Below are 19,181 nucleotides of genomic sequence, written 5' to 3' on the forward strand. Positions count from 1 at the left end.
AGCCTACTCTAAGCTTAATGGCTTGAGAGTGAGGCGGACCATATAATTAAGCCCCCAACACTTATGTGCTGGGGGCTTTCTTATTACGTAAACCGTGTTCGCTCTGTTTTAAATAAATGAGGCTCGATATAACAGATACTTAAAGTCAGCTAGGTTCTAAATCGGTTCACTTGGCTCTCTAGGTGATGAGCAACCTCGGTTAAGTCACTCGCTGCGCCAGAAATACTGCTTACAGACTCTTGGTTACTTTGTGCGATGGTGTTTGCACCTTGCGCATTTTCACCCAGCGATTTAGTCAAGTAATCCTGTTCATCAACCGATACAGCGATCTGGCTGTTGGCCTGATTCAAATCTTGGATGTGTTGGTTAATCACATGCAGGTTCTGAGAGGCTTGTTGTGCCTGAGTTGAAGCATCTGAAACCGTGCTGTGGCTCTCTTTGATCGACTCTAACGCATCTTTAGCACCACGCTGTAGCGATGTGATGAGTTCATCAATTTGGCTAGCAGAATCTTGAGTACGCTTAGCTAGCGTTCTCACTTCATCGGCTACTACTGCAAATCCACGGCCTTGTTCACCCGCTCGTGCGGCTTCAATGGCAGCGTTCAATGCTAATAGGTTAGTCTGTTCAGAAACGCCTTTAATCACTTCAAGAATAGCACCAATGTTCATCGACTCTTTATGTAGGTCAGTCACTTTCTGGCTACTCACCTGCATGCTTTCATCGGCGCTGCCAATCTCATGCAGTGTTTTATCTACTTCTTTCAGACCCATCGCCACATTCTCAGTTGCTTGGTTTGCAACCTGAGACGCGTGGTTAGCACTTGCAGCAATTTCTGATGTGCTGGAAGCCAATTGATCAACGGCAGAAGAGATATTGATCATCTCATTGTTCAACTGTGTTGCGTTGGTCGAGCTGTTATTGGTCACTTGATTCAGCGACTCCGACATCTCACCAATACGCACACTAGATCGGTTCACTTCGCCAACGATATCGCGTAGAGATTCAATGGTAATCTCCATGTTGGTCAGCAGTTCGCCGATCTCATTTTTGCTCTCTATGTTTACCTCAACATTCAGATTGCCTTGAGAAAGTTCGTTGGTGATCTGCTTAACCTGTGCAAGCCCTTTAGTAATTGAACGAGTAACCAAAACGGCGCTTGTCATACCAATGATCAAAGCCACACCCGTTAGCAAGAAGATGATTTGAATCGAACGTTTTTCACTGGCTTGCAGTTCAGGCGTCAATGCTTGTTTCTGTTGCTCTAGAATGCTTTGAGCATCCGCGACTGCAATCGCTAAACTGTCACCAATAGAGGCGAGGGTAGCGGTTCTTTGAGTGTTCTCAATCATCTGTTGATGAACTTGCTCAAAACCTTTCGCGTACGCTTCGCGTTGGTTTGAGAAGTCTTCAATCAGTTCACTTTGATAAGGAGATGATTTAAGAGATTCAATATCACCCTCGATACCTGGCAGAGCATATTCAAAAATGTCTTTACCGGCTTCATAGGTTTTGAGGTCGTTGTTGTTTGAGTAACTCAGCACAGTGATCTTGGCGGCGAGGAAGTTCTCCATCAACATGCCAGCGTACAAGCTCGCGTTTGGATCGTTGTTGTTGTAAGACTCATACAACAAGCTCTGCGCGGCCTTTAGTGCGTTAGTTTCGCGTGTGACCATTTCCACGTTAACTAACTGGTCAATGAGCAGTTGGCTCTGTTTCATTGAACCATAAGCCGCATCAAACGCCGCAACGCTGTCTTGCACTAATTGCAGGCTCGACAAGCTGTCTGTATTGGTGGTGGTTTGGATTAAGTTGTTCAGCAGTTCATCAATCGCGAGTTTGCTCGATTGATAATTCGCTTTATATTGATCATCCAATGACTCTAAGTAACGTTCAGAAGCTAAACGCATCTGAAGAAAGTGCACTTGAATGTTGCCTGACAATGTCGCCTTGTGGCTGAGTTCACTGTATTGGCTAAAGCCGTTCGACAAGGTTTGAATACCTTTGTAACTCACAAGGCCTGAAATGACGAAAAAGAGCAAGCAGATGGTATAACCCAGCTTGATCTTGAGCGCTATAGAAAGGTGGCGCATAACTATCCCTATATTTACCTGATTCCTTCATAGGGGAGTATTTCATAAAACAGCATTCTGGGCATGCTAAAGCGAACAGTTTGTGTAATAAGTAACGCTTTTGTTAAAAAGTTCAGGTTTTTCGATATGCTTTCAACGAGTTGCGTATTTGAATTCCCCGCCTAACTTAAGGAACTAAGTGCTAACTTCCATGCATAGGATGTGATTTGTCGGTAAAATGGCAGAAAACCAATTTTAGAAATCGACTTCAAAGGTACGCGATGAACCCTTATAAACTTTATCTGGTGACTGACGATCAACAAGACCTAGAAACGCTTAAGTTCGTGGTTGAACAAGCGGTTGCTGGTGGCGTTACTATGGTTCAAGTAAGAGAAAAGCATGGGGACGTAAGAGCGTTCATTGAGCGCGCAAAAGCCGTTAAATCGATTTTAGCTGGAACGGGTGTGCCCTTGATCATTAATGATCGTGTTGATGTGGCATTGGCCGTTGATGCCGATGGTTTGCACTTGGGGCAATCGGATATGCCTGCCGCGTTAGCACGTAAGCTAATTGGCGCGGATAAGATTCTTGGGTTATCGATTGAGACTGAGCAACAGTTAAAAGAAGCCGATAGCTTGCCGATTGATTACATTGGCCTTAGCGCGCTGTTTGCTACGGCAACCAAGACAAACCTAAAGAAACACTGGGGTTACGAAGGCATTCAAATGGCGTTAGAAACGACCAAACTACCGATTGTTGGGATTGGCGGTATTAACGAATCGAACATCCCTCAGCTGACTGAAACGGGCATTCATGGTTTAGCATTGGTATCAGCGATATGTCACGCAGAAGATCCGAAACAAGCGACGCAGGATTTGCTGTCCCTAATGGGAGAGTGAAGGGGTAATAGACTAGAAAACAAATGAGACTTGTCATTTGTTTTCTAGTTAGAGCGCATTAAAGCGCTCGATGCAGTAGCCAGTAAATGTGTGTTTTAACTTACTGAATACACAAAGCAACGGTGCCGATGATCATAAGAACGATCGCAGCGTACCAGCCGTATTGCGCAGTTTTATCAGCAACGAAAATCCTAATGTAGTTGATCTCTTCGTGCGCCATTGCGATGAAGTCGGTGTAGTTAATCGATAACTCACGGCTTGCGTCTTTCAGGTCTTGCTGAAGCTTGTTGAAAGACTCATCGATGAAGCCTTTTGTTTCCGAAGCAGACGGAGTAGCAGTTAACGCTAGGCTATTCCAAACAGCCATGCGCGATTCATATTCGCTTTCACTGACACAATTAAGTACGCGTAAATCATACTCTCGTTTGTTACGCTCTTTACCCATTTTCTCAGGGCAAATATTTCTTAAAACGTTCACGACAAATTTTCCAAAAGGTTCATTTAGATATAGAAAAGCACTAAAAGAGCGCTCATAAACTGGGGTGAATTAAATTCAAAAAGTGATCTATTTGAAGCTGTCATAAGTGGCTGCGATACAAAACACTCATGTGGGAGATTTGAAGTTAGGTCAGTGGTGTTAAAGAGCGATTTGGGTCTGTCTATATTCGTTTGAAAAGATAAACCCGTTGGGATCGCAGTGTAGTTAGGTCACTTTGGGACATCAACTAGGGTGTTTTGTCCAGACGACAAAGATATTTATCGGTGAAGCGTGTAGAAATGCGGTAGCACGGAGAAACGCACTACCGATATTGCAATGTAGTGTTGAGCTAGTTTGCTTGCCATTGATTGTATTGCAGTGAGTATCCTTCTAATTTCTCAATCAAACTGGTTAGCACAGGTCCATTGATGTGGCTTCGTGATACCAAACAACCGACAGGAGTTATCCAGCCGCCATGCTCGTGTGCCACTGGCAGAGCAACCAAGTCACCTTTCTGAATGCCTTCCATCACCATCATTTCAGGCACATTTGCCCAGCCAACATTTTGTTCGACCAATTCGATGATGGTTTTATGATTATTCGCATACCAAAGCATTGAGCTAATTCCATAGGTGAACCACAGCTCACGTTGCTTTGAGCTACGATGCACGCATTGGCGGTAACGTTTTAAATCGGAGTCTTGCACCACAGGCATTTGGCTGAGCTCGTGTGTGGCGGAACTGACAGTGAGAAAACGTGCTTGGCCAAGTAAGAAAAAGTTCATATCTACCTTAAGTTCACCATCGGCATATATGATGCCTATTTGTGCTTTTCCGCGTCTTACTAAGTCTTCCACATCGAAGGTAGAGGTCGTAATAATATCGAAGTGTGTAATTGGGAATTGATCGGCTAGCGAGCTGATTATCTTGATGAAGTTCTTATCAATGATGCTCTCATCCACAGCAATGATCAGTTCGTGCTCATCTTCTTGTGTCAGCGATTCTACTTTCTGATCGAAGTACTTTTGTTGGTCGAGAATCGACTTGGCGACAGGTAATAACGCTTTACCTGTGTTGGTCAAAACGGGGATGTTTTTCTCTCGGTTAAACAACTCTTGGTCGATGGCAATTTCCAGGTTAGCGATCGACTGGCTGACACCGGATTGAGCGCGTTTCAGCTTGCGTGCCGCAGCCGAAAAAGAGCCACTTTCACACACAGTGACGAAGACTTTTAGTTGCTCAAAACTGTACATGTTATCTCTCGCTCAAAACCAAATTGGGGTGATAATGTTTAGGCTATCACTATTCGTGATGGCTGTTAACTTTCTCTTATTATTTCCGATGACATAATCCTAGCTAATCCAACACATACTAGATTATTTAGAGGAATGTATGAGTACGTTAGAAAGAGTGTTCCACTCAGTATTATTCGAAGTTTTGGCCGTAACGCTTTCAATTATAGGCTTGGCGATATTTACCGATCACGATGTGAATGCCTTATCAGGAACCATGATAGTTGTCGCTACCATCGCGATGATGTGGAACTACTGTTTCAATCGCATTTTTGATCGCTACTTCACGGGTGAAAAATCCAAGCGTTCGCTGAAATTACGCATTTTTCACGTGGTGCTGTTCGAAGCTGGCCTGTTGATAGCAACTATCCCGGTAATGGCTTACTTACTTAATGTAGGTATATGGCAGGCGTTCTTGATGGATATCGGCGTGACCATTTTTATTACCATTTACGCGTTTGTATTCAATCTGATTTACGACCATGTTCGAGCATTCTGGGTACGCAGAGCCGATCTGGCAGTCCAGTAATCTACCAAATCAGTAAACGCTAGTTTGGCTACTAACCGATTGTTTATACGTCATTTTGGCGGAGGTTTTCGGTTAGTAAGCCTAGGTCAATCGTCATTTATTCTGCTATCTTAAATAAGGTGATAACTTGAGTTCGTGAAAGAACAGATTAAGAGGAAAGGATGCCTAATACCCCTCAAATGACGGTTGTAGACAAGAAAGAAGTCGAGCTTTTTGCTGAGCTTTTCAAAAATATCGACGGTGAAATCTATACCTTGCTACGCAGTGCCAAAATTCCCAATGACATTCTCACCAGTAGCGACCATTACGAGTACCTCCCTGAGACCACCATTAAAAATGTGGTCAATATTATGGGGGAGTCGGCGTCACGAGAAGAATTTGCACTGTTTATGTGGAGCTTCTGCAAACAAACCTATGTCCCTAGGTTCGTCGCTAAACTGAGCAATCAGGATTCGCTAAAAAGTACGCTCGACCAATTTTCCGAGCAATTAAAGCAAGTCTCGAATGGCGCGCACCTTTATACCAAGCAGTCTGGTGGCAAATGGTGGTTTGTTCGTGAGAAGCCTTTTACGAATGCGCCTTGGTTCAAATTTGCAGAACTGTTTTCGGTTATATTTATCAACGAGCTGCTTTCCGTATTGACGCAAGGCCGTTGGAAACCATCGGAAATCGGTATTCAAAGTGGCGACCTCGATTGCTTTCAATCTCTTCCGCAAATGGGCGGTGCTCAGTTTTACACGCACAGGCCTGTGACTGCGTTTGAAATACCTGAAGAGATCATGCTTGAGCCGATTGTGTTACCCAAAGCACCCCAAGAACTCGAACTCGCCAGCCCTTTACCTAGCTCATTTCTGAGCGCTTTTAAGCTAGTGATCAAGCCTTACCTAACCATGGGGAAATTGCCTATTAGCTTGGCATCTGAAATTCTGAATATTCATGTCAGAACCATTCAACGCCGCTTGGAAAATGAAGGGGTGGTGTACAAAGCTTTGATAGAAGAGATGGTGTTGGAACAGGTTTTGGATTTGCTCAAACAACCGGATTTATCGATCACTCAAGTGGGTGCAAAGATGGGCTATTCTGATTCTTCTCATTTCACTCGTGCATTTAAACGACAGATGAACATGACGCCAAGGCAGTACCGAAAAGAACACAGCGAAAGCCAGTAAGCAAAAACTGGAGTCTGCACGCAGAATTATTTATTGTCACCAAATGGCCATTTATCAACCTTGAATACTGGCAATATCACTACTAAGTTATTGAATGTGGATAAGTTGTTTTTATTTTTTTAGCGAATGTCGCAAGCAATAAAAACACCTTTGAAACCTCATGACACTCATTAGTAGTTACGGAATCGTTATGGGAAGTGGACGCCACTAACAAACGGAATCAAGGTGTAAAAATGAAAAATGCAGGCTTAAAGCTCTCTGTTGTTGCTCTTTCGTGTTCATTTGCTCTTTCTGCAAATGCAGCATCAACGCTATTTACTAACGTCGATGTATTCAATGGTACGGAAAACAAATTGTACGAAGACCATCATGTATTAGTCGAAGACAATCTTATCAAACAAATCTCTGCGAGCCCGATCGAGGCTGGTGATGCTGTAGTGATCGATGGTGAAGGCAAAACGTTAATGCCTGGCTTAATCGATGGCCATGCCCATGTTATGATTAACTATAATTTTGGTGATATCGAAACCAATAAAGATCTCACTGACATCTCCATTCATGCAACGCAAGTGGCTAAGCGCTACCTAGATGATGGTTTTACAACCGTTCGTGATATGGGCGGACCTGCTTTCGGTTTAGCTCGCGAAATTGAGAGTGGCAATGTTGTTGGCCCTCGAATTTATCCGTCTGGCGCATTCATCTCTCAAACATCAGGTCACGGTGATTTCCGTGATAGAAGTGATCCCGGTTTCACGCCTAATTCGGTAGGGGATATTTCTAATTTCGAAAGAATGGGCATTGGCGCTGTAGCCGATGGCGTGCCTGAAGTACTCAAAGCGACAAGACTGAACTTACGCAATGGTGCTACTCAGATAAAGATCATGGCCGGTGGTGGTGGTTCATCTCGATTTGACCCGATTGATACAACCCAATACTCGGTAGATGAAACTTGTGCCATCGTTGAGGCAGCAAAAGATTGGAACACTTATGTTGCTGCGCATACATTTAATGATCGCTCGGTAAATCGTCTGCTTGATTGTGGCGTAAAAACCTTTGAGCACGGATTCTTTATTAACGACGATACGATGAAGAGAATTGCAAAAGAGGGTGGATACGTTGTTCCACAGATGTGGGGTCTATCACCAGATCTAGCAAAGAATCCGCTTATGCCGGCAGAAAAACTTCCTATGGTTGCTCAGCTTCAAGAGCAGTACGGTGACTATGGTAAACGCCTACTTGAAAATAACGTGAAGGTTGTTTTTGCATCAGACTATGTAGGTGCAGACTCGGATGCCGAGCGAGCTCGCCGTTACGAAATCTACTGGAGAACACAAGCGTTTGGTAGCAACTTCGAAGTGCTGAAACAAATGACTTCTACAGCTGGTGAAATGTTAGCGATGTCAGGTCCTAGAGGCACAACTCAAGGCAAGTTAGGTGTTATCGAAAAGGGTGCTATTGCAGATATTCTATTGGTAGATGGTAACCCACTGGAAGACATGAAGGTATTAGGTGCGACTGCCGAGTGGTTTGACGCTGACCCTGAATACAAGACAATCGACACAATTAAATTGGTAATGAAAGATGGCGTTGTATACCGCGACGAAATGTAATCTTTGGTTTGATGTTTAATAGTTAGGTAGGGGAGTTCCTCCTCTGCCTAACTTAGTTTTACGATGTTTTTGTGAGGTAAAGTTTCATGGTTATTTTGAAGCCAATTTGTTCGCTGTTTGTATTGTGCTGTTTGTCGTTTTCATCACTAGCTAACGAAGTGAAGGTTACATACTGGGACGAGTTAGTTCCAAGCATGGAGTTGATCGAAGACCCATTTCAAAAGCTTGATCGAAATCAGATGTTCGATATGGCGACAATTGCTCGCTTTAAAGACGCGCAAAGTGAAGACGGTTTTGTCGCAAGTGACGAAGCAAAACAGGAAATAGTGGAAGTAACAGAAAGGCTCAAAAAGCAGAGCGTCGATGTTGAAGCGCTGTTTGTTGCTCGTGAGCAGATTATGAAGCAACGAGAAGCGTTAGGTTCTAAACCAAATAATGAGGTTGTAGGCAGTAAGCATCGAATCCCCGGCTATATCACTCCGATTGAAATGGATGGCACCAAGGTGACTAAGTTCTTCTTAGTGCCTTCCGCTGGAGCCTGTATCCACACACCACCTCCTCCTGCGAATCAACTGGTTCTGATAGATTACCCGCAAGGCATTGAATTAGTGAGCTTAATGACGCCGGTTTGGGTTGAAGGTGAGTTAACTGGGCATCAGTCGAAAGAAAATGTGAATTACTCTGACGGCGTAGCAAACGTGCAGTCGGTATATGCGATGAAAGCGGACGGTATCGAACAATATCAGCCTTAACGAGTGTATTTAGTGGGCTCCAATATATTGTAGGAAGTATTTAAATAGCTCCGTGTCATCAAATGACAATTTTCAATGTGAGCAATGAATAAAATAGAACTCACTCAAAAAGCATTGGTGACAAGATGAATTCAAGATTATCTAAAGTAAGTATGGCGGTAATGGTGCTAGCAACCTCAATGAGCCCTGCGGTATATAGTGCAAACTTCGAAGGTCCAGATTCGGTTGAAAATACAATTTCAAAGCAAAAAGATCAGCAACTGGGTTGGCGTGAAAAGCTTGCTGCGGATGGTTTTACATTTGGCGCGGATTACTTTGCTTTAGGCCTTACTTCTGGAGATGGCGTTGGTGGCGATAGCGTTAATGCATCATCAGGCGTCGCACGACTATACGGTTCATGGCATCTACTCGGAAATGGCACAGAGAACTCAGGGAGCTTGGTATGGAAGGTGGAACATAGGCATGCTTATGGCGATACTTCTCCAAAAGAGTTTGGCTTTATAGGTTCAGACCAAATTGGTTATGTAGGCTTGTTAGGGCCAGCTTTCAGTGACCAAGGTTTTCGAGTTACGGACTTAAATTGGAAGCAAAAAATCAACGATGGTAAAGGTACTATCGTTGTCGGTTGGCAGGACGTGACGAACTACGCCGATGTTTACGCTCTGGCAAGCCCTTGGTCTGGCTTTACGAATTTAGCGTTCTCGACAGGTTCAGGCGCCATGGGATTGCCAGATGATGGCGTACTTGCTCTTTCTGCGGGTCATATGTTGGGCGAGAATTTTTATGTCGTCGGTGGTATCGCCGATGCAAAGGGTAAGTCAGATGACATTTTTGATGGCTTTGATACCGCTTTTGGTAGCGATGCCTCTTATTTTACGACATTGGAGTTAGGTTGGACGGCTTCGCAGGAGCAGATCTATACCGATAATTTCCACGTGACTTTCTGGGACTTTGGTGACGATACTCGCCATAGTAATAGCATTGCAGCGGAAGGTGGCTCAGGCGTTAATTTCTCATGGAGTCAGTTTATGACTCCGCAAGTGATGCCGTTTGTTCGCGGTGGTTTCTCAGAAGGGGATGTTGCCCTTTACGATAAATCAATTTCCGTTGGTATGGGCTATTTCGGATTAGGAAAACCAACCAATAACCTAGGTGTCGCGCTGAACTGGGCTGAAGTGAACGGTGATTCTTTTGAAGCTGATGCGAAAGCGATAAGTGGCAGCACTGAACAATGGACAGCTGAAATCTACTACAACATGCAGTTTGGCGATCTCCTTCAAGTAACGCCTGATATTCAGTACATCAAAGATCCTGCGTTTTCTAGTGAAAGCAGCGCTTGGGTATTCGGTATTAGAGCGAGAGTGTTTATCTAATTCCGTTAAGCATTATCTTGTTTAGACTTAAAAGCTAAACGTAAAAAGTGAGCCCATGTGGCTCACTTTTTTGTTTCTAGTTCGATTAAATCTTTTCTAATCTGACACTTAGGCTTTTTCGGCTTTCTGCGTGTCATCCAGTGCAAAGTAGATCTTAGAAACAATCACTTCGGCAACCAGAATCGTAAACACCACGGCAAAGAAGGCGACCACACCGTTCCAAGGGCCTGTGAAATCGACTTTGTCGCCAAATAGGATGTTGATCGCTTCTAGCATCACGAACTTTGAACCGACCAGAATTACGTAGCTAGACAGGCCTCTGTAGATCTTAGGCGCAGTGCCCGGTTTCGATTTAAAGTAATCCGCGAGCTTATGTTCTAAGCCGATAGAGAGTTTGAGCAACAGCTGTAGTAAAATCGCGGCAGCAAATGAGATGGTGAATGACTCGATATTAACGAAGTCCCAGTATTCATCAAAAAAATTAAGAACGGTTAAATCGACGAGTACCGCAAGCGTGTATCCGACAAAGAGTCGTTGGGGCGTATTAAATCCATATACTTTTTCTATATTGCTCATCTACTTCTTCCTGAGTAAAGGGTTATAAAAAACTTAGGAGTTAATCTTATAATTTTCAAACGCTTATTGTTTTATATGCGAAACAGCTCTTAAAGTCAGTTTGGCGCATTATGGTAAGTAAGGGTTTTAAGAATGATCCAAGATAAGACTCCAATTTAGACAGAGGCGCATATGATTATTCACTTTAGAATCCAAGACGTAGAAGAGCTTTGGGGCTCAATAGATTTGGCGACACTCTTACAAACGGAACTGAGAGGGGTATCAACCACACTATTAACTATCTGATTGAAATAGTTAAATTACCAATTACACTTGAAGCATAAGTTTGAATGGAGTCAACTTAATGCTTTCACCCCAATCGTTATATCCCCCTTCTATTGCTTTACTTTTAACGGGCCTTATTTCTTCCTCGGCCTATGCATCCAATGAGTTGATTCAACATCGCTTGGAAAAGATATTCGCCGTTTCTATTGCGCTTACAGACAGCGATGCCGTCTCTATTGGTTTTGTGGACTTTGACCCTAACTCGTTCATTAATTTAAACGACAGTGGTTTTGGCTCCGATAAAACCATCGACACTCGAAGCCAAGTCAGTGTTGGCTCTATTCCTTATTCTTCCGTGATTAAAACCGATGATCCTGACCTAGATTTGGTTTGGTCGGTGCGAGGCTCTTATGCGCTCTCTGAGCAAGATATTGAGATTTCATCCGATGTCACATCAGACCGCCAAGTTAACCCGAATAAAGACTCAGTATTGGGCCTGTATGGCTTTTTCGGCGCTCAAAGCCATTTAAACCAACATTGGTCTATCGTTTATGGTCTAGGCACTCACTTGCTCTACTACCGCAATAAATACGAATATAAAAACAGCTACTCTCAAGCCTTTCAATCTCAGCTCGATGGATACGCGCTGAACACTTCAGCGTGGGCATTGATTGGCGAGCCGTCGGTCAAACTCAAATACCTACAGAAACAAGAGTGGGGAAGTTGGAATGTGTCATCAAGAGCGCGTTATTTCTATGGAACGGGTTGGGGGGAAGCCAATGATGGCGATATCGGTAACCCTGAAGGTTTGCGCTTTATCAATGAGATTGAATTCAGACAAAATGTGGCACTGGATGCTTGGTCGTTAAAGAACCCTCAGATTCACTATAACCTGCGAAGAATCGACGTAGCAGGGGATCTCACTGACCCACTCGATACCCACTATTACTATGAATTTGGTGCAGGTTTAGTGTTCGATGTGCCTTACGATTCTTACTTCTTTGATAACTTTGGTGTTGGGATCAACTTCAATTACGGCAGCTCGCTCAGTGGTGGCAGTTTGCTCTTCTTACTCAATAACTAGCATAAGTTGTTGATCTTCAAAGTACTCATATAATTTGAATTTGTATGTGTCGTAAAATGGTAAATATTGTTTATAAAACTTAGTCATCATAGCGCTCTGTCCATCACCCGAGCACATTATGAACAAGTTGAATTTTGACCGTAGAGCCCCGTTATACGTGGTGTCTGCACTTGTCCTAAATACGTTGGTTAGCTTGTGGTTGCTGAGCATTGCTTCTACCGCAGCTATGGTTTTTTCTGTGTGCGCGTTGTTCCTTCTTAGCACACTGATCACCGCACGCCTGTATCGACATGAAATGACTCAAAGCCAGAACAGCTTGTCTGAGGCGATCATTGATGGTGTTGCCGGTTTTATTATCCTCGACAGTCAATTACGAATAATTCAAGTCAATCAGCAGTTTTCTAGAGTCTCTGGTTATGCGTTTGACCAAGTCGAAGCACGTCCTATTTCAGACCTCTGCTTTATGAACAACAGCAGCTTGATCTCGACCATTGCTACCTCGCTTAAGCAAAACCACAGGTGGAAAGGTGAGTTGAGTGGTGTCAGCCGACTTGGTGAACACTTCACGGTCAACGTGGTTGTCGAAAAGCTTACCGAATTGCTGCCACACAATGAAAAATACGTGGTCACTTTTACCGATATTAGCCGACGTAAGATCTTAGAGCGTCGATTAAGAATGCTGGTGGAAACAGACTCGCTCACAGGGTGCTGGAATCGACGCCGTTTCGATAAAGATCTAAACCACTATTCAAACCTCGCGGAGCGTTACGGTTACACGCATTCTTGTCTTGCGCTGATCGACTTGGACCACTTTAAATCCATTAACGATAATCACGGCCATGATCAAGGTGACGCGGCACTTAAAGAGGTTGCAGAACTATTGAGAAACAACAGCCGAGATACCGACATCGTGGCACGCGTTGGTGGTGAAGAGTTTGCCATCTTAATGCCAGAAACCAACTTGGCAGATGCTTTTGAAGCCATGTATCGATTGAAAGAAGTGATTACCAAAGGCACGACCTTGAACCTAACCGTGAGCAGCGGTGTGTCTGAAATACAAGCGCAAGCTGAAGCGACCTATCGCAGTGCGGATAGGGCGCTGTATCGTGCCAAAGGGAATGGTCGAAATCGAGTGTGTAGTTCGAGTTCAGGCATCCCTGCACCGATTGTGCTTGGGTAATCTATTTAGCTAACGAACTTAACGATGCCTAAGCCGATATCGAGCGTTGGTAAATCTTCGGAGTAAGTCCAGATACCCGCTTAAAGGCTCTAGAGAAATGCGAGATGTTGGTGTAACCCAGTTGGCTAGAGATGTAAGTCAGCGTATGACCTTCTTCCATCAGCTCACAGGCGACAGAGAACATCAGGTTCTCTTTGATCTTTCGGTAGGTGGTGTTTTCGTTTTTAAGCTTACGTTGAAAGGTTCTTACCGAGAAATTAAGCAGCTCCGCGGCCTCTTCAAGTGAGAGGTCTTGCTCTTTCATATAAGGCTTAAGTAACTCGTAAACACTGTCGGTAAAGCTGGTGTGCCACTCTATGATCGCGGGCTTGTTGCTTAAGTCTTTGGCAGTCAGGCGAATGGGTAGCTGTAGGATCTCATCAGGGATCATCACCGCGGTTGAACTGTGGTCGATGAACAGTTGGCAATTGCTTGGAACCAGCGTTTTGACGATGTCGGTGTCATGTCCTTGCAAACGTATCTTGGTAGGTTGCCAAGGTGAGTGAGACAGAATCGTGATTAGCTCAATGATGTAGGTGATGGCAAATACTTCGCCCCACTGGAACATCGACGAAGGCTCATCAGGTGACGTTCGACAAAACCAGCTTTGGCCGTGTTCAACAACGAAATCGATGCTACTGCCCGGCGAGTCATAAGAGAAGATCGTGTTGATGTGTTTTAACGAGTCGCCAATGGTTTCGAACTCAGTAAATTGATGCAAGACGTATGGGATGATTCTTCGTCTAAAAGCAAGGCCAAGTACATCCGTAAATCGGGAAACGCCCAATTGCGATGAGGTCAGATAAATCAATCGTTTGATGGATTCCGACGGCACAAAGTCACTTTCTGACTCAATAAGATCAGGTGGTAGGCCCGAGTCTTCGAGCAGCTTGTGTAGGTCTAATCCATAGTCAGTAAAAATTTGGACTAAGATCTTGGCGTAACTGGTTTGTATAACGGGTACTTGATAAGAGCTGTTGGCCATGATCAATCAATCCTTGTGCATTGATACATAATTGGACGTGCATATCATTTACGACACTTTGTTTAGTAAATCTAACTCTATTTACTTGAGTTTTCCATCGCCGGGTTTATTTTTAAAGTATTAATTTTGTTGATGTTAGTTATTTAGAAGGGAGTTCCATGTCTGAAGTTAAAGGGAACAAGCAAGACGACAATGAAGAAAGTAGCCAACCAGAGAATGGCAAGGATAAGGTAAGAAAGGTAACCAACTACCTGCTTGGGTTTGTGGCATTCACGCTGCTGTTCAGTATTGTTGCTGATCGAATTATACCCATCACCGATAATGCCCGCGTGAAGGGTTACATCGTTCCTATTAAGCCTGAAGTGTCAGGCAAAGTGCTTGATATCTTAGTTAAGCCGAATCAATTAGTTAATCAAGGTGACACACTCGCGATTCTTGATGAATCTGATTACCGAATTGCGGTGCAACAAGCCGAGCAAAATCTTGAGATTGCAGGGCAGAATGTTGGAGCTCAAACCGCCAACATCGCTTCTGCACAAGCCAAATTAACTTCTGCTCTGGTTGAGAAACAAAACACTCAGCTTCAAGCGAAACGTGTGTTGGAAATGGCAGAAAAAGGCGTGATGTCTAAATCAGATGCTGATGAGGCGAGAGCGGCGTTAGCAACTTCTCGCGCTGGCGTGACTAACGCTGAAGCGGATCTGGAGCGTGCCAAGCAGCAGATGGGTAAAGAGGGCGAGGAAAACAGCCAAGTGAAAGCGGCGTTATTGGCGCTGGAACAGGCTCAGCTAAACCTTGAACGTACCGTTATCAAAGCACCGACTCAAGGCGGTGTTTCTAACTTTAGCCTTTCTGAAGGCTTCTATGCTTCTGCAGGACAAGCGATCATGACGTTTGTATCAACAGAAGACATCTGGATCGAAGCTTATTATCGTGAGAACAGCTTAGGTAATGTTGCGGTGGGTGATGAAGTGGAAGTCGCGCTTGATTTTGCTCCGGGTCAAATTGTCAAAGGCCGTGTCAGCAGCATCGATTGGGGTGTTGACTGGGGACAGAACGATCAAGCGGGTAAACTTGCTCAAGCTAGCCAACAAACGGGCTGGTTACGCCAAACTCAAATGCTACCAATCACCATCGAATTTGAGCGTGACACCATGCAAGGCATGTTACGTGTAGGCGGTCAGGCAGATGTGATTGTTTATAGCGGCGATAACTTTGTTTTCAATGCGATAGGCAAGCTTTGGATTCGATTTATTAGCGTGTTGTCTTATGTCCGATAAGCCCGTACTCGACCAACAAACACAGCAACGGATCCTGCGGTATACCGTCGGGGTTACGTTGGCTGTATTTTTGGCGGCGTGGATTAACTGGCCACTTGCGTTCGTTGCGCCAGTGTTCACCGCTAAGTTTTTAATCGATAAACCTAATCTGCACAAAGAAACCGTCTACGAACTGTTGTTGGCGGTGGTTGCCACCATGGCGCTCGGTTTGTTGCTGTCTCGTGGTATTACCCATTATCCAATCCCGCTATTGGTTTTAGTAGGGCTGATGATGCTGTGGGGCTACTACTTGTTTGTTGACCCTAAGTGGAATCTGTTCGCCACCATACTGCTGATTGCCGTGTTGATGCTGCCATTCATGGCCATCGATAATCCGGGTGTTTCGGTATTGCTGGCATCTGGTTTGGCAACATCGGGTGTGGTTTCAGTGATGATCTTTGCGTTAGTACACGTGTTCTTTCCTGAACCTAAATCGGAGTTTTCAGGCTTCGCTGCTGCGCCACTCGAAAAGAAACAACGTTGGTATGCAGCCTTTAGGGCGATGATTATCTCTTACCCTGTGGTGTGCTTTTTCTTTATCTTTCAGATATCTGAAGCCTTGTTAACCATGATGTTTATCGCTTTGTTGTCGTTAATGATCACGTCGGAAAAGTCTGTAAAGCTGAGCGCATTTCTTGTGATCAGTAATGGTATTGGAGGCTTACTAGCGATTGCAGCTTTTTCAATCCTTTCTATTGTTCCCAATATTGTCTTCTATTCTTTATTTATAGGACTTATCGCCATTCTTATGGCCACCAAGATCTATACCGTTCCAGAAAAAGCACCGATTTTCGCCACTGCATTCAGTACTTTATTGGTACTAGTAGGAAGCACATTGATGAGCTCAGGCGATATCGACAGCAACACATTCATACGTATATTCCAATTAGTGTTAATTGGAGTTTATATGATTTTGGCTTCACTCTTCCTTGAAACTAGGAATTGGAAGTTTCTACAAAATCAGCCCTAATTTTTGCCCTAACAAGGACGTCTCATGAAGTTAACCGATGATTTTTCAAAACAGGCGATTGATGCCGCAATAAAAATTGCAGCCATTGCCATGCTCGTCTATTGGTGTTTTTCAATTCTACGCCCATTCATTCTGTTGGTTGTGTGGGGTGCAATCATTGCGACTGCGCTTTACCCGGTGGCAGTGGCGATTTCAAATAAAACCGGGATGTCGAAAGGCAAAGCCAGTGCATTACTGAGCTTTATTGGTGTGTTGTTGCTGCTGATTCCGTTGGTGGCGCTGTCATCTGGTATTTACACCAGTGCATCAGATCTAATGACAGGGCTACAAGATGGCACTTTGTCTCTGCCTAAACCGAAAGAATCTTTGCAAGACATTCCGTTGATTGGTGAAAAAGTCTATGCGGCCTTGGTTCACGCTTCGTCCAATATAGAAAGTGTGTTCATCAAGTATGCGGAAGAGCTGAAGATATTCGCGACCAAAGCAGCGTCGATTCTGGGTTCATTGGGCGGTGGTTTCATTCAATTTATCATCTCAACCATCATTGCTGGTGCGTTCATGAGTAATGCCGATAAATGCCAAACGGGTGTGACTCACTTGGTGGCGCGCTTAACGGACGGCAAAGGTGAAGAGCTAGTACAGCTTTCTAAATCGACCGTTCGTAGTGTTGTACAAGGTGTCATCGGTGTTGCTGTGATTCAATCTATGATGTCGGCTGTTGGTTTGGTGATTGCGGGCGTGCCTGCTGCAGCGTTTTGGGCGCTGGCGGTATTGTTAATTGCAATCATCCAACTTCCACCGATTCTTGCTCTGTTACCAGCCATTATCTACATGTTCAGTGTTGAATCGACGTTGGCGGCAAGTTTGTTCTTAGTGTGGTGTATTTTGGTGAGTGGCAGTGACGCTATCTTGAAACCTGTACTGCTAAGCCGCGGCTCTCATATTCCTATGCTGGTTATTTTATTGGGTGCGCTGGGCGGAATGGCGATGTCAGGCATTGTCGGTTTGTTTGTTGGTGCTGTGATTCTGAGTTTGACCTATGAACTGATGATGGCGTGGCTTGGACTTGAAGATAAAAACCAAGAAGAAGCCGAAGAAAACAAAGCAGAGATAGAGGAGAAATAGATGAAGGCAGTCTCGAAAGACGACAACTTCTACTTCTTATTCTATGCACTGTTGGTGTTGTTTTTTGGTTGCGCGGTGATGCAGCAGTTTTACCCGCAAGGCCAAAAAACGATTCTATTTTTGATCATTATTACCTTAGCGGTTTCGATTGTCGGCATTCATAAAGAGCGTTCTCTGTATCGCTCTTGGTATGGGTTGTTGTTGATTACAGCGTCGGTATCGGGTGTGTTTTCTTTCTTAGAAGGCTACAACCTATCGATTGTTACTTTAACTGCGTTGGCCATCTTTCTGTTTTCACATATCTATTCGGCGTTAAGGCAGGTGATACAAGCGAAAACAGTCACACCCAATCACATCATTGGATCTATCTGTATTTATCTGTTGTTGGGGTTTGCTTGGTCGACCATCTACTTGTTGATTTTAGAGATCTTTCCGAATGCATTTAATGGCTTAGAAGAACAAATTTGGCTAACTAATCTGTTCAATGCGATGTATTTCAGCTTCATCACTTTGACTACGGTGGGCTATGGTGACATTTCACCTGCTTTGCCTATTGCTCAGTTCTTTGTGTTTATGGAGTCGATCATTGGCAGTTTTTACTTAGCGATTATGGTGGCAAGCTTGGTGAGTATTCGACTTGCGCAATCTCAGTCCTAATCGAGCAGATACAAAGAAGCCCGGCAATCGCCGGGCTTCTTCTGATTTAAACTGTTCAAAGTCGAACGTAGCTTTGAATTGAGCTCGCTATGAGCTACGAATCTTAAGTTTCAGTACGATCTTTGAATCTTAAGCCTCAGAGCCTTGTATCTTCTCTAGCTCAGCGATAGTCGTTTGAGACACTAACTGACCGTCCATGTAGTAAGTTACGTTCTGACCTTCTTTGATACCAGTCAGCGTTGCGGTTTCACCACTTGTATAGACGATATCCATTTGGATAGTATTTTCATCAATCTTAATCATCTCACCAGTCTCGATAGTGCGGTTGTTTGAGATTGGGCCGACAGGAGCCTCTTTTAGGCTTGGGTCAAGTTCATCATTAACCTTAAAGTGTGTGTCTGTTTTTGTATCGAACACGTGTGGTGCGCCGCTGATTGGGTTTTTACCCGTCCAGAATTCAAGTGAGTTGAATACTACGTAGTCGGCTGCTGTGGTAATACCGTACACAGGCGCTAATAAGAAGTTTACACCTGCACGAGCATAGCGGTTATCGACAACTTCAACGTTAAATTTCATCACTTTCCCTGTTACGGCGTTACTGCCGATACAACCAGTTAGCGCAGAAGCCAAAACCGTTAGTCCTACAATTTTAAGTGCAATCTTTTTCATTTTAGTACCTGTATAAGTTAGAAGTCTGTTTCGTTGGAACAGGTGTAGTATGGTTTTTATTCGATGGTCAGTTTTACCATTTAACGCCATTGGCGATATAAAATGGTCACGCATTTCAAGTATCAGATTTTGGTTATGGG

At 44.1% G+C, this 19,181-nt stretch carries 18 protein-coding genes; 12 read left to right on the forward strand and 6 right to left on the reverse strand.

Annotated features, from left to right (window positions below):
* Positions 1–149: 149 nt before the first annotated feature.
* The gene (locus OQJ75_RS19930) at positions 150–2,093 is read right to left on the reverse strand and encodes a methyl-accepting chemotaxis protein (RefSeq protein ID WP_265974621.1); all 1,944 of its coding nucleotides are present in this window, start codon (positions 2,091–2,093) and stop codon (positions 150–152) included.
* Positions 2,094–2,353: 260 nt separating this feature from the next.
* Between OQJ75_RS19930 and thiE the strand changes: the two genes are divergently transcribed.
* Positions 2,354–2,971 carry a thiamine phosphate synthase gene (gene thiE / locus OQJ75_RS19935; RefSeq protein ID WP_265974622.1) on the forward strand — a complete coding sequence of 206 codons (618 nt, stop codon included), beginning with the start codon at positions 2,354–2,356 and terminating at the stop codon, positions 2,969–2,971.
* A 100-nt stretch (positions 2,972–3,071) separates the two neighbouring features.
* Here the strand turns inward: thiE and OQJ75_RS19940 are convergent, their stop codons facing one another.
* A complete protein-coding gene (locus OQJ75_RS19940) occupies positions 3,072–3,416 on the reverse strand; it encodes a hypothetical protein (RefSeq protein WP_008216337.1) in 345 nt (114 codons plus the stop codon).
* Between the two features lie 382 nt (positions 3,417–3,798).
* Positions 3,799–4,701 carry a LysR family transcriptional regulator gene (locus tag OQJ75_RS19945; RefSeq protein WP_265974623.1) on the reverse strand — a complete coding sequence of 301 codons (903 nt, stop codon included), beginning with the start codon at positions 4,699–4,701 and terminating at the stop codon, positions 3,799–3,801.
* A 139-nt stretch (positions 4,702–4,840) separates the two neighbouring features.
* Here OQJ75_RS19945 and OQJ75_RS19950 point away from each other — a divergent pair, with 139 nt between their 5' ends.
* The 5 genes from OQJ75_RS19950 to OQJ75_RS19970 all read left to right on the forward strand — a co-directional run bounded on the left by OQJ75_RS19950 (position 4,841) and on the right by OQJ75_RS19970 (position 10,173).
* Positions 4,841–5,269 (forward strand): PACE efflux transporter, encoded by a 429-nt coding sequence (locus OQJ75_RS19950; protein WP_265974624.1) that lies wholly within the window; start codon positions 4,841–4,843, stop codon positions 5,267–5,269.
* Positions 5,270–5,448: 179 nt separating this feature from the next.
* Positions 5,449–6,438, forward strand: a complete 990-nt coding sequence (locus tag OQJ75_RS19955) for a helix-turn-helix transcriptional regulator (RefSeq protein WP_323054487.1) — start codon at positions 5,449–5,451, stop codon at positions 6,436–6,438.
* A gap of 233 nt (positions 6,439–6,671) precedes the next feature.
* Complete coding sequence (locus OQJ75_RS19960; RefSeq protein ID WP_265974626.1) at positions 6,672–8,048, forward strand: amidohydrolase family protein; 1,377 nt, start codon at positions 6,672–6,674, stop codon at positions 8,046–8,048.
* Between the two features lie 86 nt (positions 8,049–8,134).
* Complete coding sequence (locus OQJ75_RS19965; RefSeq protein WP_265974627.1) at positions 8,135–8,800, forward strand: DUF3299 domain-containing protein; 666 nt, start codon at positions 8,135–8,137, stop codon at positions 8,798–8,800.
* Between the two features lie 125 nt (positions 8,801–8,925).
* Positions 8,926–10,173 carry a carbohydrate porin gene (locus OQJ75_RS19970; RefSeq protein ID WP_416340682.1) on the forward strand — a complete coding sequence of 416 codons (1,248 nt, stop codon included), beginning with the start codon at positions 8,926–8,928 and terminating at the stop codon, positions 10,171–10,173.
* Positions 10,174–10,281: 108 nt separating this feature from the next.
* Here OQJ75_RS19970 and OQJ75_RS19975 read toward each other — a convergent pair whose 3' ends face one another.
* Entirely contained in the window at positions 10,282–10,749 is a 468-nt protein-coding gene (locus OQJ75_RS19975; protein ID WP_239718873.1) for a hypothetical protein, read from the reverse strand.
* Positions 10,750–11,092: 343 nt separating this feature from the next.
* On the opposite strand from OQJ75_RS19975, the gene OQJ75_RS19980 reads away from it, so the two are divergent.
* Positions 11,093–12,097 (forward strand): Solitary outer membrane autotransporter beta-barrel domain, encoded by a 1,005-nt coding sequence (locus tag OQJ75_RS19980; protein WP_265974628.1) that lies wholly within the window; start codon positions 11,093–11,095, stop codon positions 12,095–12,097.
* A 118-nt stretch (positions 12,098–12,215) separates the two neighbouring features.
* On the forward strand, positions 12,216–13,277 hold the full coding sequence (locus tag OQJ75_RS19985; protein ID WP_265974629.1) for a sensor domain-containing diguanylate cyclase: 1,062 nt from the start codon (positions 12,216–12,218) through the stop codon (positions 13,275–13,277).
* Between the two features lie 28 nt (positions 13,278–13,305).
* On the opposite strand, the gene OQJ75_RS19990 is transcribed toward OQJ75_RS19985, so the two are convergent.
* Entirely contained in the window at positions 13,306–14,301 is a 996-nt protein-coding gene (locus OQJ75_RS19990) for a helix-turn-helix domain-containing protein (protein WP_265974630.1), read from the reverse strand.
* A gap of 158 nt (positions 14,302–14,459) precedes the next feature.
* Here OQJ75_RS19990 and OQJ75_RS19995 point away from each other — a divergent pair, with 158 nt between their 5' ends.
* Genes OQJ75_RS19995 through OQJ75_RS20010 form a run of 4 tightly spaced genes read left to right on the forward strand, consistent with a single transcriptional unit; the run spans position 14,460 to position 18,372 of the window.
* Positions 14,460–15,581: an HlyD family secretion protein gene (locus OQJ75_RS19995; RefSeq protein WP_017629920.1), complete on the forward strand. Its 1,122-nt coding sequence runs from the start codon at positions 14,460–14,462 to the stop codon at positions 15,579–15,581.
* Positions 15,571–16,590: a DUF2955 domain-containing protein gene (locus OQJ75_RS20000; protein ID WP_026084145.1), complete on the forward strand. Its 1,020-nt coding sequence runs from the start codon at positions 15,571–15,573 to the stop codon at positions 16,588–16,590. The genes OQJ75_RS19995 and OQJ75_RS20000 overlap by 11 nt, the downstream gene beginning before the upstream one ends.
* A 24-nt stretch (positions 16,591–16,614) precedes the next feature.
* The gene (locus OQJ75_RS20005) at positions 16,615–17,715 is read left to right on the forward strand and encodes an AI-2E family transporter (RefSeq protein WP_265974631.1); all 1,101 of its coding nucleotides are present in this window, start codon (positions 16,615–16,617) and stop codon (positions 17,713–17,715) included.
* Complete coding sequence (locus OQJ75_RS20010; protein WP_017629922.1) at positions 17,716–18,372, forward strand: potassium channel family protein; 657 nt, start codon at positions 17,716–17,718, stop codon at positions 18,370–18,372.
* A gap of 129 nt (positions 18,373–18,501) precedes the next feature.
* On the opposite strand, the gene OQJ75_RS20015 is transcribed toward OQJ75_RS20010, so the two are convergent.
* Positions 18,502–19,041 (reverse strand): DUF3332 domain-containing protein, encoded by a 540-nt coding sequence (locus OQJ75_RS20015; RefSeq protein WP_176679489.1) that lies wholly within the window; start codon positions 19,039–19,041, stop codon positions 18,502–18,504.
* Between the last annotated feature and the right edge of the window lie 140 nt (positions 19,042–19,181).

This window comes from Vibrio sp. 14G-20, assembly GCF_026241515.1.
GTDB lineage: Bacteria > Pseudomonadota > Gammaproteobacteria > Enterobacterales > Vibrionaceae > Vibrio.